Here is a 15,054-nt window from a genome sequence, read left to right as displayed (position 1 = left end):
GGATGCTGGAGCTGACGTGGGACTGATCAGAGACGGTCGGCGTGCCATCACCCTGGCGCGGGACCTGCTCGCCAACCGGCGGGCGAGAGCCGTCCTCGCCGTCCAGATGCAGGCGGCTCCCGTGATCGAACCCGGCCGCTTCAAGGTGGCGGTGTACTTCGCCGATGGCGCCGTGAACATGTACCAGATCCGGCAGTGGTACCGCCCGCTCGCCGAGCTCTCCAAGCGCTGGCCGGTCCTGATCCTCAGCCGCGGAGCGACGGCGGCCGCGAAGCTGTTCGAGGAGTCGCCCGTCCCCACGGCCTACGTCCGGACGGTCGTCGCGCTCGAACGGACGCTCGCCGAGCAGGACATTCGCGTCGTGCTGTACGTCAACCAGAACGCCAGGAACTTCCAGATGTTCCGGTACGGTTCCCGCTGGCACGTGTTCGTCAACCATGGCGAGAGCGACAAGATGTACATGACCACGAACCAGTTCAAGGCCTACGACTACAGCCTCATCGCCGGTCAGGCCGCGAGGAACCGACTCGAGCGGGTGCTCTGGGACTACGACTTCGACAAGCGCGCGATCATGATCGGCCGTCCACAGGCGGACCATTACTCGGGAGCGCTGCCGTACACGCCTGACGAGCGGATCGTCGTCCTCTACGCCCCGACCTGGGAAGGGGATCGCGCGGCCGCCGCGTACGGGTCGATCGCCAGTCACGGCGTCGCCCTCGTCCGGGCACTCATCGCGACGGGCCGTCACCGTGTCGTGTACCGGCCGCACCCGCGGAGCGGTGTCGTCGACGCGTCCTACGCCAGTGCCAACCGAGAGATCATGTCCGCCCTGCAGGAGGCGAACCGCACGGACGCCTCCGCCCAGCACGTCGTCGACACCGGCGCTGAACTCGGGTGGCAACTGGCGGCGGCCGATGCGGCGATCGTCGACATCTCCGCCATGGTCTACGACCGGCTGGCCAGCGGGAAGCCGCTCATGATCACGCGTCCGGTGCATCCCGAGGCCGAGATCGACACCGGCGGATACCTCTCGGCCTGCGAGTGGCTCGACGCGTCGGACGCGTCGGACATCGTGGGCGGCATCGACCGCCTGCTCCAGGATCCGGACACCGTGGCACGGCTGCAGCACTGGGTCGAGTACTACTTCGGCGACACGACTCCCGGGGTGACGACGGCCCGGTTCCACGAGGCCATCGAGCACCTGATGGCGGAATGGGACCGGTTCGCGCTCCTTCACGCGGGTGACCGCCCGGAGCTCGACGAGCATGAGGACGACGAGGACGAGGACGACGACGAGGATCGCGCCTGAGGCGCGCTGGATCGTTGAGTCCGCGCCCAGGAGAACCACGTAGGGTCGGGCAGGTGAATCCGTCCTCCGGGCGACTGGCCTCCCTCGACGGAGTCCGTGGTGTCGCCAGCGTCGTCGTGGTGCTCTACCACGTGTCGTTGTTGGCGCGACCCTTCGCCACCGGCCGCATCTCGGAACCGGCGTGGGACATCGCGACGGAGACGCCGCTCAAGCTGCTGTTCGCCGGAACCGAGGCAGTGCAGGTGTTCTTCGTCCTGAGCGGCCTCGTCGTGGCGTTGCCGCTGTTGCGCGGTGGCGCGAGCTGGCCTGGCTTCTTCGCCGCCCGTTTCGTGCGGCTGTACCTGCCGGTCTGGGGAGCGCTCCTGTTCGCGGCCGCGCTCATCCTGCTCATTCCGCGGGATCAGGCCTCGGTCACGACCGGTGAGTGGATCGCCAACGCGAACGCGACGAGCGTGGACCCGCTGCACCTCCTGTCGGAGGCCACCCTCACGCCCGTCAGCTACACGCTCGTCAACACGCTCTGGTCGTTGCGGTGGGAACTCATCTTCACGCTCCTCCTGCCCGTCGCCGTCCTGCTCGCACGGTTGCTCCGTCGCTGGGCGTGGCCGATCGCGGCACTCATGTCGGTCGTGATGGTCGTCGGTCGCGTCGCGGGCGTCGACGCCGCCGTGTACCTCCCGGCCTTCTTCATCGGTACGTTGATCGCGGTCCGGCTCGAGAGCCTCCGGGACTGGGCGGCGGAGCGGTCACGCCCGTGGCAGTGGGGCATCCTGACCGGCGTCTCCGCCCTGCTCCTCGTGGCCAGCTGGTTGTCCCGTCCCTTCGTCGAGTCGTCCTCGTCGCTCGGCCAGGCGCTCTGGGGGCTTTCCGGTGTGGGTGCGGCCGGACTCATCGTCGTCGCCATCGGAAGCCCGCTCGCCCGACGGCTGCTCGAGGTCCGACCGGTCCTGTGGCTCGGGAAGGTGTCGTTCAGCCTCTACCTCGTGCACGCGCCGATCCTGGCGACGCTGGCGTTCTCCTTCGGTGATGCACGCTGGTGGCTGGTCGGCATCGTCGGTGTCCCACTCAGCCTGCTGGTCGCCGCCGCGTTCTTCCAGCTCGTCGAGCGGCCCTCACACGGCCTCGCGCGTCGCGTCGGCCGGGCCGTTCAGGCGCAGACGGAAGCGGTGCGTTCGTGGGCCGTCAGCCGACGCGGGGGACGAGCGCCTTCCGCTTCTTCCGACGATCGGCCGCGCGCAACTCCTGGGCCCACCGACGGGTGACGGCCTCGTCGTCGTACTGCTCGGCGGTGGTCCGCGCGTGGCGGCGCATGGCGTCCACCTCGTGGTCGGGGAGCGCGAGCAGCCGTTCGATGGCAGCGGCGACGACGGCCGGCTCGGCGGACGGGACGAGGAACCCGTTGCGTCCATCGGTGACGATGTCGGCCGGTCCGTACGGAACGTCGACGACGATCGGCAGGCAGCCCGCCGCCATCGCCTCGACGAGGACGAGCGGGAAGCCTTCCGAGGTCGAGGTCATGACGAGGAACGAGCCGGCGCCGAGCTGTTCGCGGGCCGAGCGGTCGTAGCCGTGGAGGACGATGCGGTGCTCGGGATCCTCCGCGGTCAGGATGGCCTGCAGTTCGCCGAGCAGCTCGCCGCCGCCGTAGACGTCGAGCGTCGGAGGCGTGCCGACGGCGGGTGTCGCTGCCAGGACGGCCCGGATGGCGTGAGCGGGGCGCTTGCGCGCCGTGAGCGACCCGAGGAACATCCCGCGATGACGGGGGCGCGCCGCTTGCGCGACGTGCTTCTCGACGAGGTCGCGCGAGTTCGGGATGACCGCGAGCGAGGCGTGGTCACCGAGCATGGTCCGCACGTCGGCCAGTTGACGCTCACTCAGGAGGGCGACGAGGTCGAAGTCGTCGAGTGCCTCGAAGACCGCGCGCCGCGACTCCCGCAGTCGACCGTGCGGTCGTTCGGTGCCCTGGAGGTGGGAGGCGTGCACGACATGCGCCGTGACCACGTTCCGGTTGCGATAGCTGAGGACGAACGGGGCGGTGGTCTTGCTGTCGACGATCATCCAGGCCGGGGCCCCGGCGGTGATCGCGTCGAACCACGCCCGATACAGCGACCAGATCCGACCCCAGGCGCGCACCGGCTGACCGTGTTCGTCACACAACACGACAGAGCGGCCGCCCTTCGTGCCCAGCTCCTTGGTGTCGCGGCGGTCGGAGAGGAGGAGGGTGCCGTCGGTGCGGTAGACGTCGACCTGCAGAACCTGGCCGGCGTCGTCGCGACGCTCCCGGCTCAGGACGGCCTCGCCGCGGCGCCGCTCGGTGCCGTCGTCGACCGTGGGGAGCGGCGTGAACGGATACCGCTCGAGGTCGAGGGAGCCACCCGGCAGCGGGTTCGAACGCAACCAGTCGTAGAGGTTGACGATCCGCATGTCGTCCACGAGGTCACCACGGGATCGGAGCCGCTGCTCGAGGGCGGGGTAGTCCGGTCGCTGGTCGAAGGTGAGGATGTCGACGGGCGTACCGGCCAGACGCACGAACGCCCGCGAACGGTGGAACATCGCTTCGGTCATCCCCCCGAAGTCGTCCGTCAGGCCCCACGTGACCGCGAAGTGACGACCTTCGGGGAGGAGGCTCTGGGAACGGCGAAGGAAGGGAAGTTTCACGACTCGACGCTACGCGACGGACCTGGAGAGATGCCGCATCGCCTGCAGCGACTCACGGACCGACTGGCGGGTCCTGGGCAGGGCCTGCGGGGTGGCCCGGCGCGCCAGGGCCGGACTCGATGGCCTGCTGCCCAGTTCGGCGGAACACCTGGTCGCGGAACCTGCCGAGGCGGGACGTGCCGGTGACCGCGCGCATCCGCGGTTCGAGGTCCAGCGGAACAACGAACGGCGCCGGTCCGAACGCCTGGCGCGCGGCACGGACCACCTGCCGTCCGAGGAGGTGGTTGCCGATACCGCCGACGGCCGCGCCCACACCGAACGGCAGGGCCTTGCCGATGACGCCGGCGCCGCCGCTCGCGGCGAAGTGCTTGACGAACCGCACCCGCAGCTGATCTGCGACCGGTCCCACGATCATCGAGGGCAGCCCCTGGGTGATCGTCTGACCCCAGAACGCCTGTCGGGGGATGCCCGTGCCGGTCGCCTGGGACCCGAAGTTGCGGAGGAGGTCGGTGCCGGCCTTCCCGAGCATCATCGTCATGACGAGCGCGCGGGACCTGACCGGATCGGCCAGGGCGATGCCGTGGACCTCCGTGACCGACTGCGCGAACAACGCCGTGGCCTCGAGGAAGCCGGCCGTTTCGACGCCGGAGAGCGCGAGGGTCGTCGCGGTCCCGATGGCGGGCACGACGGCGGTCGCACCGACGGCGGCGCCGGTCGTCGTCACCGTCGCGAGGTATCGACGCTCCAGAACGCGGATCAGCTGATCGGCCGTCGCGTTGGGGTACATACGTCGGATCGACCGGATGTGGGCCACGACCACCGGCCGCTGCACCCAGAGGACGCGGTCGAGGGCCCGCACCCACCCGGGCTCGGGGAGCATCGGCTGTTGCGTTGCGGGGTTCGGGTAGTGGGCGGGACCGGGAACCGGTCCCTGCTGCGGTCCGGTCATGTCGGCCTCCTCGTGGGCGGGGCGGCCAGTCTACGTCGTGGTCCGTCAGGACCGCCGACGGTTGCTGCGGCGGCTCAGCTGTTGTAGTCGGCGTTGTAGCGGTCGAGCACGTCGTCGATCGACGCGTCGAGGACGAGGGCACCTTTGTCGAGGTAGAGGCCGCGCGTGCAGAACCGGCGGAGGTCCTTCTCGTTGTGCGAGACGAAGAACAGCGTCCGCCCGCCCTCGAGGAGCTCCTCGATCCGGCGGTAGCACTTCTCACGGAAGGCCCGGTCGCCGACGGCCAGCACCTCGTCCACGAGGATGATCGGTTCCTCGAGCTGCGCGATGACCGCGAACGCGATGCGGACCTTCATGCCGCTGGAGAGGTGCTTGTACGGGGTGTCGACGAAATCGGCGATCTCGGCGAAGGCGATGATGTCGTCGAACCGTTCGTCGATCTCGCGACGCGACATGCCGTGGAGTCCCGAGGTCAGGTAGACGTTGTCGCGGACGGTGAGGTCGTTGACGAAGCCGCCCGTGATCTCGATCAGGGGCGCGACCCCCTCGCGGACGCCCACGGTTCCCTCGTCGGGCAGGACGACGCCGGCGACGAGCTTCAGGAGCGTCGACTTGCCCTGTCCGTTCCGGCCGACCACGCCGATCGCCTCCCCGGGCGCGACTTCGAACGAGACGTGCCGCAACGGCCAGAACTCGCCCGGGCGCGATCGGCGGTCCCGTCCCGCGAAGAGGTCCTTGAAGCTGCGCCGACCGCCGCGGTTCCGACGGAAGCGGATGCCGGCGTCGGTCACCGAGATGGCGGCGCGGGTCGTGGGGGAGCTGTCGGTCGACATCAGATCTCCTTCAGCACGGAGCGCTCGCACCGCTTGAAGATCAGCAGGCCGAGCGCCAGGATCACGGCGGACATCCCGGCCGAGACGCCCACGAGGTACCAGTCGAGTTCCTGCGGGAAGAACGCGGATCGGTACAGGGCGAAGATGCCGCTCAGGGGGTTGAGCGCGGCGAAGGGCTCGATGCGGTCCGGCAGGGCGGTCGTGCTGTAGATGATCGGGGTCGCGTAGAACATGAAGCGCAGCACGAGTTTGACCGCGCGTTCCAGGTCGCGGAAGAACACGACGAGGGGCGCGACGATCAGGCAGAGCCCGACGGTGAGGACGGCCTGGATGGCGATCGCGAGCGGGAAGAGCAGGATGTCGAGGTTCACCGACGCGCCGCTGAAGACGGCGAACGCCGCGAGGACGGGGAGTGCTGCGAGGAACTCGATGCCCTTCGACAGCACGATGCGATTGACCCAGATGGTGCGGGGGATCGTCGTCGACCGCACCAGCTTCGCCTCGCGCAGGAACGCACGGGTGCTGTCCGACACCGACCCGGTGAACCACATCCACGGCAACAGTGCCGCGAGGAGGAAGACGATGTACGGCTCCTCGCCGACATCGCGCCGGAACACCTGCGTGAAGACGAACCAGTAGATCCCGCTCATGACGAGCGGGTCGAGGATGGACCACACGTATCCGAGCGCACTCGTCGAGTAGCGCACGCGCAGATCCCGGACGGTCAAGATCCAGAGCGCGTGGCGGTATCTGGCCGAACGCGACATCCTTGGCCGCGTCTCAGCTGAAGAACTCACGGGACCAACCTTATCGAGGTCGCGCAGGAACGCCGTCCTCGACGCTCAGCGTCGGGACGGCGTTCGGGTGCGGAGCGGACGGGATGCTCAGACGAAGAGGTTCGCTCGCTCGAGGTCCTCGGCGAAGTCGACCTCCACCGCGTACAGGTCCGAGATGTCGACCGGTTCGACGAGCATGCCCTCGCGTTCGATGGCGAGCTCGATGCCGCGCTCGAAGTAGTCCTGATCGCCGACCTTCGCGAGGTAGCGGTGCAGCATCGCCTTGTCCTGCGAGGAGATGTAGTTGATGCCGACGGCCTCGCCGAGCCCGCCCACGACCGTCTTGGAGAGTTCCTTGATGAACCCCTCGGCGCTGGTCGTGTACTTCACTTCCTCGTCGGACACCTTCGAGGTGTTGACGGTGACGAAGGAGCGGTCCTTGGCGATCATCGCCGCGGCGCGGTCGAGAACCGCCGGGTCGAAGACGACGTCGCCGTTCATCCAGAGGACGCCACCGGCCTGCGATGCGGCGAGTGCACGCATGAGGCTCTTCGAGGTGTTGGTCTGGTCGTACTGCTCGTTGTAGACGAAGGACGCGTCGGGGAAGGCCTCGATGATGTGCTCGAGCTTGTATCCGACGACGATCGTCACCTTCGCGCTCGCTCCGAACGCGTGGTGGATGTTGTCGAACTGCTGCTGCATGATGGTGCGGCCGTCGCTGAGCTCGGTCAGGGGCTTCGGGAGCGAGCGGCCGAGACGGCTGCCCATTCCGGCGGCAAGGATCACTACCTGGGTGGTCACGTTGTTCTCCTCAGTGTGGGTATGGAATCACGCGGTGCCACGAAGCTGTGGACAATTCACCGAGGATTTACCAAGACGTGCATTGAAAGACACTCCGTCATGCCAAAATACAGGCTAGCCGCGGTGAACTCCGTCTGTCATGGGTTCACAGGGTCCGTTGTCGTTTCGTGATCGACCACCCGGCGTTTACACAGCTTGGGGGAGATGTGTCAACTGTTCATCCTGTGACTCCGCTGTCCGCTGCGGGCGCTGCTGTTGGTAGGTTTGCTTGGTGACTTCCACGACTCCGCCAGATCCCGCCGAGCAGCCCGCGCCTGCCGACGGGCCGTCGACGAGTCCGCCGGCGGCGTCCGCTCCCGACGCACCAGGGGTGGCGCAGCCGAGTGCACCAGACGAGCAGTCCGCGGCGGCACCGTCTGCCGCGAAACGCGCACCCCGGACGACGACGCCGCGCGCCTCCGGCACGGCGAAGGCCCCGGCGAAGCGCCCGAGTGCTGCACGCACCACCACCGGGGCGGACCCGACGGACGCCACGGGCGCGAAGAAGACGACGGCGACCCGCTCGACGGGTTCGCGGACCACGGCGGCGAAGACCGGCACGGCGCGGACCACCGCGGCCAAGACCGGGACGGCCCGGACCACCGCGGCGAAGCGCACGCCCGCCAAGGCTGCGCCCGAGACGGACCCGAGCATCGCGACGCCAGCGTCCCCGGACGACGGATCGACCCCCGCGGTTCCGGCATCGACGCCGAGGGCTCCCAGGACGACGACGCGCACGACCGGAGCTTCGTCGGGCACCAAGACGCCGGCAGCGAAGACCGGCACGAGCCGGACCACCGCCGCGAAGTCCACGACGACCCGGACGCCCGCGAAGCGGACGCCGGCCCGCTCCGGCACCGCTCGCACCACGACGCCGAAGCCGAACGAACAGACGGCGGCCGCGAGTGCCGGTGTCCTCGACGAGGTCCGAGCCCCGGTGGTCGGAGACACGTCCGCGCCAGCCGCCGAGCCCGGGTCCACCCCGGACGTCGACACCACGGTGACGCCGACCGAGTCCGACCGCGTCGACGGATCCACGGCCGCTTCGGAACCGACGACCGCGACGACGGTCGACCCGGTCACCGCTCCCGAGACCGCCGCGACGACCACGACGGAGGATCCCCGCCCGACCGTCGAGTCGGCGCGCACCGAGCCGGCTTCGGACGTGCAGGCCGCGCAGCCGTCGGTGGCAGCCCCGCCGGTCGCGCCGAAGCGTCCGGTCGCCCGTCCCACGACGACGAAGCCGCCGTCGACGCCCGCTGAGTCGCCGGCCGCTGGCAAGGGCGCCGACACCGCGGCGCCCGAGGCCAACCCCATCGTGCTGTCGATCTCCGGGCTCGTGAAGCAGTTCGGCGACACGGTCGCCGTCGACGGCGTCGACCTCGAGGTCCGACGCGGCTCCTTCTACGGCATCGTCGGTCCGAACGGCGCCGGGAAGACGACGACGCTGTCCATGGTCACCGGCCTGCTGCGCCCCGATGCCGGATCCATCCGGGTCCAGGGCGTCGACGTCTGGCAGGACCCCGCCGAGGCGAAGCGTGCGATCGGCGTCCTCCCGGACCGCCTGCGGCTCTTCGACCGCCTCACGGGCAACCAGCTGCTCTACTACTCCGGCGTCCTCCGCGGACTCGACCCTGCGACGGTGAAGTCGCGGACCACGGACCTGGCTCGGGCGTTCGGTCTCGACGACGCGCTCGGTCGTCTCGTGTCCGACTACTCCGCCGGCATGACGAAGAAGATCGCGCTCGCGGCGGCGCTCATCCACTCGCCCCGTCTCCTCATCCTCGACGAGCCGTTCGAGTCGGTCGACCCGGTGTCGGCCGCCAACGTCATCGAGATCCTGCAGCGCTACGTCGCCAACGGCGGAACCGTCGTGCTCTCGAGTCACGGCATGGACTTCATCCAGCGTGTGTGCGATCACGTGGCCATCATCGTCCAGGGCAAGGTGCTCGCCGCCGGGTCCGTGGACGAGGTGCGGGGGACGGGAACGCTCGAAGAGCGCTTCGTCGAACTCGCCGGGGGCCGCAAGTCGGCAGAGGGAATGGAATGGTTGCACAGCTTCTCCGATTGAAACTGCAGCTGACGCTGAACGCGTTCCGCCGCAGTCCCTGGCGACTGGTCGGACTCGTCCTGGCGATCGCGCTCGGTGTCTGGGTCGTGGTGCTCGCGAGCACCGGGCTCGTCGCGCTCCGCACGACCGATCCGGAAGTGACCCGGAACCTCCTCGTGCTCGTCGGCTCCGTCATCGTCCTGGGCTTCATCGTGCTGCCGCTCGTGTTCGGGGTGGACGACCAGCTCGACCCGAGGGCGTTCTCGCTCTACGGTCTCCCCAACCGGACCCTGTCGGCGGGCCTGATCGTCGCCGCACTCGTCTCCGTTCCGTCGATCGTCCTCGCCGTGCTCGCTGCATCCTCCGTCGTGACCTGGTCGAGGTCGCCGCTCCCGGCGGTCCTCGCCGTCATGTCGGCAGTGCTCGGCGTCCTGCTGTGCGCACTCCTGGCACGGATCGCGACGTCGATCTCCGCGAGCCTGCTGTCGACGCGGCGCGCCAAAGAGGTCATGGGTGTGCTCGGACTCGTGCTCATCATCGCCGTGAGCCCGGCCATCATCGCCCTGACCACGGTCGACTGGCAGCGCGACGGTTTCGCCGTGCTGGGCCGGGTGGCCGACATCCTGAGCTGGACGCCCCTGGGTGCCGTGTGGTCGTTCCCGGGCGACGCGGCCATCGGCGACGTCGTGCCCGCGGTGGTCAAACTGTTGCTGACCGCAGCGACGATCGCGCTCCTCTGGTTCGCCTGGCAGGCTTTCGTCGCACGGTTGCTCGTCGCACCGGAACGCATCGGAACCGGTCGCGAGAGCACCGGCCTGGGATGGTTCGACCTGCTGCCAGGGCGTCCGGCGGGCGTGATCGCCGCTCGCAGCATGACCTACTGGCTGCGCGATCCGCGATACCTCGTCTCGCTGGTGATCATTCCAATCGCCCCGTTCATCTTCTTCGTCCCGCTGCTGGTCGCCGGCATCCCGTTGAACGTCCTCGCACTCGTGCCGCTCCCGGTCGTGTGCTGGTTCCTCGGCTGGCTCCTGCACAACGACCTGGCCTTCGACTCGACCGCGGTCTGGTTGCATGTGGCCTCGGGGGTCCGCGGGCGAGCCGACCGCATCGGCCGTCTCTTCCCGGTACTGCTCATCGGCATTCCGCTCATCGCCGTCGGATCGACGCTCAGCATCCTGTTCTACGGCGACTGGGACGCGCTCCCGTCGATGATCGGGGTGAGCACGTGTCTGTTGCTGAGCGGCGCCGGTATCGCGAGTTTCGTGTCCGCTCGGTTCCCGTACCCGACCTCGCTGCCGGGTGACAGCCCGTTCCAGCAGCCGCAGGTCCCCGGCAGCAGCGGACTGTCCGCACAGTTCATGAGCCTGCTGGGCACCGTGGTCCTCACGATCCCGGCCGCCTGGCTGGCGGTCCTCGGCCTCACGGGCGAGCCCAACTGGAACTTCGGCGCGCTCGCGGTGGGCGTCGGCACCGGCCTGCTCGTCCTGGTCATCGGGATCTTCGCCGGCGGTCGGGTCTTCGACCGCCGCAGCCCCGAGATCGTCGGCTTCGCCAGCTCCCACTGATCCCAGGGCTCCGACCGCCCCCGACGGGACCACAGGAACCCCGGGCCCTCTGCGGCGGTACCATGGAGCCATGGCGCAGCATGACAGCACGAAGCAGCAGATGAGCACGATCGACCCCGGCGGGACACCGGACGGGGGGAGCACCGCGATCATGGATCGCGAGCTCGAGGAGCTCATCGAGAGCGAGAACATCGAACCCGGCGATCATGAGCGCTTCTCGCACTACGTGAAGAAGGAGAAGATCCTCGAGTCGGCGCTCAGCGGGAAGCCGGTGAAGGCGTTGTGCGGCAAGAAGTGGACGCCGGGACGCGACCCGGAGAAGTTCCCGATCTGCCCGTCGTGCAAGGAGATCTACGAGCGGCTCCTGCGCGACTGATCCGCTTGCGGGTCCGAACGTGGCCGGCGCGAGGGTGCGTCAGCCCTCGAGGTAGACGGTCGGAAGCACCGGGTCTCCGCGCGTCAGGCTGACGGCGCGCGGCGGCAGTTCCGCGACCGAACGCTCACGGTGCTCCCTCGCCTGCCGCGTTCCCGCGGCACCGAGGTACTGCTCGTCGACGAGACCGCCGACCACGAGCGGGACCATGAGCGGGCGTTCCGAACCGGCGTCGGCCGCCCCCTCGTGCTGACCGGCCGGCCCGTCGCCGAGGTAGATGCGCTCCTCCCGAGCGACGCCGTTGCGGTCGTAGGCGCGTGCCGCGGTCTTGCGGCCGCCGACGGTCGCCTTCTCAGCGGACTTCTTGGCGACGCTGATCCAGTCGCCCTGGTCGTCGCGGTGGGACACGAGCTTGTAGACCATCCCCATCGCCGGCGAGCCGGATCCGGTGACGACGGACGTCCCGACGCCGTAGGAGTCGACGGGCGAGGCGGCCAAGGCGGCGACGGCATGCTCGTCGAGGTCGTTCGTGACCGTGATGCGGGTCGTGGTGGCGCCGAGCTCGTCGAGCAGTCGCCGCACCTGGTCGACGACGATCGGCAGGTCGCCGGAGTCGATGCGGACCGCGCCGAGCTCGGGCCCTGCGAGGCGCACGCCGAGCCGCACCGCCGCTTCGATGTCATAGGTGTCGACGAGCAGCGTCGTCCCCGCGCCCATCGTGTCGATCTGTGCCCGGAACGCGTCCTCCTCGGAGTCGTGCAGGAGGGTGAAGGAGTGTGCGGCGGTACCCATCGTCGGGATACCCCAACTGCGGCCGGCTTCGAGGTTGGACGTGGCGCTGAAGCCCGCGATGTAGGCGGCCCTGGCGGCAGCGATCGCCGACCGCTCACCGGTCCGGCGCGAGCCCATCTCGGCGAGGGGGCGTGTACCGGCGGCCGAGGTCATGCGTGCGGCCGCGGTGGCGACCGCGCTGTCGTAGTTGAAGACGCTGAGGGCGAGGGTCTCGAGGATGACGGCCTCCGCGAAGGTACCCTCCACGACGAGGATCGGCGAACCGGGGAAGAACACCTCGCCTTCCCGGTACCCCCAGACCGAACCGGAGAAGCGGTAGTCGGCGAGCCAGTCGAGTGCCGCCGTGCTGACCACGCCTTCCTCGCGCAGCCACTCCAGTTCCGCCTCGCCGAACCGGAACCGCTTGAGCAGTTCGAGGAACCGGCCGGTACCGGCGACCACCCCGTAGCGTCGTCCGCCTGAGAGCCTGCGGGCGAACAGCTCGAAGAGGCACTCCCGATCGGCGGTGCCGCGGTTGAGGGCGGCGTCCAGCATCGTGAGTTCGTAACGGTCGGTGAGGAGAGCTGAGGACTCGTGCACCCGTTCAGCCTAGCCGCGCGGGTGCACGGATCGCGGTGATCGGGCGGTCCGGCATGACGAGGGGTCATGCGCGGTAGGCTGGACCATCGTGAACGACGCACCCATCGGCATCTTCGACTCAGGCGTCGGCGGACTCACGGTGGCGAGAGCGGTCAGCGACCAACTCCCGGCCGAATCCGTGATCTACATCGGCGACACCGCCCATTCGCCCTACGGGCCGAAACCCATCGCCGACGTCCGACGGTATTCGCTCGAGGTGCTCGACACCCTCGTCGACCAGGGCGTCAAGATGCTCGTCATCGCGTGCAACACCGCATCGGCGGCGATGCTGCGCGACGCCCGCGAACGGTACTCGGTCCCGGTGGTCGAGGTCATCCAGCCGGCGGTCCGAACCGCGGTCCGCAGCACCCGTAACGGCCGCATCGGGGTCATCGGAACCGAGGGCACCATCAACTCGCGCGCCTATCAGGACCTGTTCGAGGTCAACCCCGAGCTGACGGTGTTCGGGCAGGCCTGCCCGCGGTTCGTGGAGTTCGTCGAGGCGGGTGTCACGACCGGTCCGGACCTCCTGGAGGCCGCGGAGGAGTACCTCGCGCCGCTCCGGCATGCCGGGGTCGACACGGTCGTGCTGGGCTGCACCCATTACCCCTTCCTGAAGGGTGCGATCAGTTACGTGATGGGCCCGCAGGTGTCCCTCGTCTCGAGCGACACGGAGACCGCGAACGACGTGTATCGGGTCCTCGTCACCCGCGACCTGCTCCGCGACAGCGGCGAACCGCCCGTCCACCGGTACGAGGCGACGGGGAGTAGCGCCGACGACTTCATCGCCCTCGCCAACCGCCTGATGGGCCGGGAGATCTCGACGGTCTCGCTCGTCCAGACCGGCGTCATCGACCTTCCATCCCACCAGTTCGAGGAGCACATCCATGAGTGACATCCAGCGCGCCGACGGCCGCACCAACGACCAGCTGCGTCCCATCACCATCGAGCGGGGCTGGAGCGAGCAGGCCGAGGGCTCGGCGCTCATCAGTTTCGGGCGGACCAAGGTGCTGTGCACCGCGTCGTTCACGAACGGGGTGCCCCGGTGGCTGAACGGCAAGGGTCGGGGCTGGGTCACCGCCGAGTACTCCATGCTGCCGCGATCCACCAACGAGCGGATGGACCGTGAGGCGGTCAAGGGACGCATCGGAGGCCGGACCCATGAGATCTCCCGGCTCATCGGCCGCAGCCTCCGTGCCGTGATCGACACGAAGGCGCTCGGTGAGAACACGATCGTGATCGACTGTGACGTCCTGCAGGCCGACGGTGGCACGCGGACCGCCGCGATCACGGGCGCTTACGTGGCCCTCGCCGACGCCATCGAATGGGCGCGCGGGAAGAAGTTCATCTCGCAGAAGGCCGCACCACTCACGGACAGCGTCTCCGCCGTCTCGGTCGGGATCATCGACGGTGTCCCGATGCTCGACCTCGCCTATGTCGAGGACGTGCGCGCCGAGACCGACATGAACGTCGTGGTGACCGGAGGGGGCTCGTTCGTCGAGGTGCAGGGGACGGCCGAGGGGGCACCGTTCGACCGCCGGGAGCTCGACTCGTTGCTCGATCTGGCCGTCGGTGGTGCGGCGTCGCTCAAGGCGATCCAGTTCGAGGCCCTCGGCCGCTGATGTCCGTCGAGATCGTCCTCGCGACGCACAACCAGCACAAGGTCGAGGAGTTCCAGCGGCTGGTGAGCCTCGATGTGCCGGGCATCACGGTCCTCGGCTACGACGGCCCTGAGCCCGTCGAGGACGGGACGTCGTTCAGCGAGAACGCGTTGATCAAGGCCCGCGTGGCCGCCGCCCACACGGGCTCGATCGCCCTCGCGGACGACTCGGGGATCGGTGTCGACATCCTGGGTGGCGCGCCCGGCATCTTCTCGGCGCGTTGGGCGGGCTCGCACCACGACTCGTCGGCGAACCTCGCGCTCCTGCTCGATCAGCTGCGCGACGTGCGTGCGGAGCACCGTTCGGCATGGTTCGCCTGCCACCTCGCGCTCGTCGTGCCCGCGGGGATCCCGGGGACGGACCCCTTCGAGCATGTGGCGGTCGGAACCTGGCGTGGGGTGCTCGCCACGGAGCCGATCGGCACGAACGGCTTCGGCTACGATCCGGCCTTCATCCCCAGCGGCGACCACCGCACCGCGGCCCAACTGACACCGGCGGAGAAGAACGAGTCGAGCCACCGGGCGATCGCCTTCCGCGAACTGGTCCCGGTGTTGCGGGGCCTCCTGCCCGCGCCGGCGGCCGCCAACTGAGCATGATACTCAGGACCATTCCTATCTCGGCATGAAC

General features: G+C 69.1%; 14 protein-coding genes. 8 read left to right on the top strand and 6 right to left on the bottom strand.

Annotated features, from left to right (window positions below; all coding sequences use genetic code 11):
• Positions 1–16: 16 nt before the first annotated feature.
• Positions 17–1,309: a CDP-glycerol glycerophosphotransferase family protein gene (locus tag ASE44_RS06170; protein ID WP_056778252.1), complete on the top strand. Its 1,293-nt coding sequence runs from the start codon at positions 17–19 to the stop codon at positions 1,307–1,309.
• Positions 1,310–1,362: 53 nt separating this feature from the next.
• Positions 1,363–2,571, top strand: coding sequence for an acyltransferase (locus tag ASE44_RS06165; protein WP_056778249.1), 1,209 nt, complete (start codon positions 1,363–1,365; stop codon positions 2,569–2,571).
• Here the strand turns inward: ASE44_RS06165 and ASE44_RS06160 are convergent.
• The 5 genes from ASE44_RS06160 to ASE44_RS06140 all read right to left on the bottom strand — a co-directional run bounded on the left by ASE44_RS06160 (position 2,492) and on the right by ASE44_RS06140 (position 7,326).
• The gene (locus tag ASE44_RS06160) at positions 2,492–3,967 is read right to left on the bottom strand and encodes a glycosyltransferase (RefSeq protein WP_056007185.1); all 1,476 of its coding nucleotides are present in this window, start codon (positions 3,965–3,967) and stop codon (positions 2,492–2,494) included. The two genes, ASE44_RS06165 and ASE44_RS06160, sit on opposite strands and share 80 nt — an antisense overlap.
• Positions 3,968–4,019: 52 nt before the next feature.
• Complete coding sequence (locus ASE44_RS06155) at positions 4,020–4,916, bottom strand: hypothetical protein (protein ID WP_056778245.1); 897 nt, start codon at positions 4,914–4,916, stop codon at positions 4,020–4,022.
• Between the two features lie 74 nt (positions 4,917–4,990).
• Positions 4,991–5,749, bottom strand: coding sequence for an ABC transporter ATP-binding protein (locus ASE44_RS06150; RefSeq protein ID WP_056007179.1), 759 nt, complete (start codon positions 5,747–5,749; stop codon positions 4,991–4,993).
• Positions 5,749–6,516, bottom strand: coding sequence for an ABC transporter permease (locus ASE44_RS06145; protein WP_056007176.1), 768 nt, complete (start codon positions 6,514–6,516; stop codon positions 5,749–5,751). Before ASE44_RS06145 ends, ASE44_RS06150 begins: the two co-directional genes overlap by 1 nt.
• 117 nt (positions 6,517–6,633) lie before the next feature.
• Positions 6,634–7,326 carry an NTP transferase domain-containing protein gene (locus tag ASE44_RS06140; RefSeq protein WP_056778242.1) on the bottom strand — a complete coding sequence of 231 codons (693 nt, stop codon included), beginning with the start codon at positions 7,324–7,326 and terminating at the stop codon, positions 6,634–6,636.
• Positions 7,327–7,597: 271 nt separating this feature from the next.
• Between ASE44_RS06140 and ASE44_RS18920 the strand changes: the two genes are divergently transcribed.
• The 3 genes from ASE44_RS18920 to ASE44_RS06120 all read left to right on the top strand — a co-directional run bounded on the left by ASE44_RS18920 (position 7,598) and on the right by ASE44_RS06120 (position 11,359).
• Positions 7,598–9,436, top strand: a complete 1,839-nt coding sequence (locus ASE44_RS18920) for an ABC transporter ATP-binding protein (RefSeq protein ID WP_235522557.1) — start codon at positions 7,598–7,600, stop codon at positions 9,434–9,436.
• Positions 9,412–10,983, top strand: a complete 1,572-nt coding sequence (locus ASE44_RS06125; protein ID WP_056007168.1) for a hypothetical protein — start codon at positions 9,412–9,414, stop codon at positions 10,981–10,983. Before ASE44_RS18920 ends, ASE44_RS06125 begins: the two co-directional genes overlap by 25 nt.
• Positions 10,984–11,083: 100 nt before the next feature.
• Complete coding sequence (locus ASE44_RS06120) at positions 11,084–11,359, top strand: DUF3039 domain-containing protein (RefSeq protein WP_056011344.1); 276 nt, start codon at positions 11,084–11,086, stop codon at positions 11,357–11,359.
• A 39-nt stretch (positions 11,360–11,398) separates the two neighbouring features.
• Here ASE44_RS06120 and ASE44_RS06115 read toward each other — a convergent pair whose 3' ends face one another.
• Complete coding sequence (locus ASE44_RS06115; protein ID WP_082455852.1) at positions 11,399–12,727, bottom strand: nicotinate phosphoribosyltransferase; 1,329 nt, start codon at positions 12,725–12,727, stop codon at positions 11,399–11,401.
• 88 nt (positions 12,728–12,815) lie between these two features.
• On the opposite strand from ASE44_RS06115, the gene murI reads away from it, so the two are divergent.
• Genes murI through ASE44_RS06100 form a run of 3 tightly spaced genes read left to right on the top strand, consistent with a single transcriptional unit; the run spans position 12,816 to position 15,017 of the window.
• Entirely contained in the window at positions 12,816–13,661 is an 846-nt protein-coding gene (gene murI / locus ASE44_RS06110) for a glutamate racemase (protein ID WP_056007165.1), read from the top strand.
• Complete coding sequence (gene rph / locus ASE44_RS06105; RefSeq protein WP_056778236.1) at positions 13,654–14,388, top strand: ribonuclease PH; 735 nt, start codon at positions 13,654–13,656, stop codon at positions 14,386–14,388. The genes murI and rph overlap by 8 nt, the downstream gene beginning before the upstream one ends.
• On the top strand, positions 14,388–15,017 hold the full coding sequence (locus tag ASE44_RS06100; RefSeq protein ID WP_056778234.1) for a non-canonical purine NTP pyrophosphatase: 630 nt from the start codon (positions 14,388–14,390) through the stop codon (positions 15,015–15,017). Before rph ends, ASE44_RS06100 begins: the two co-directional genes overlap by 1 nt.
• Positions 15,018–15,054 lie beyond the last annotated feature (37 nt).

It is taken from the genome of Plantibacter sp. Leaf1 (assembly GCF_001421315.1).
Taxonomy (GTDB): domain Bacteria; phylum Actinomycetota; class Actinomycetes; order Actinomycetales; family Microbacteriaceae; genus Plantibacter.
The sequence above is the reverse complement of the archived record's forward strand: the minus strand, read 5'-3'. Positions and strand labels throughout refer to the sequence as shown.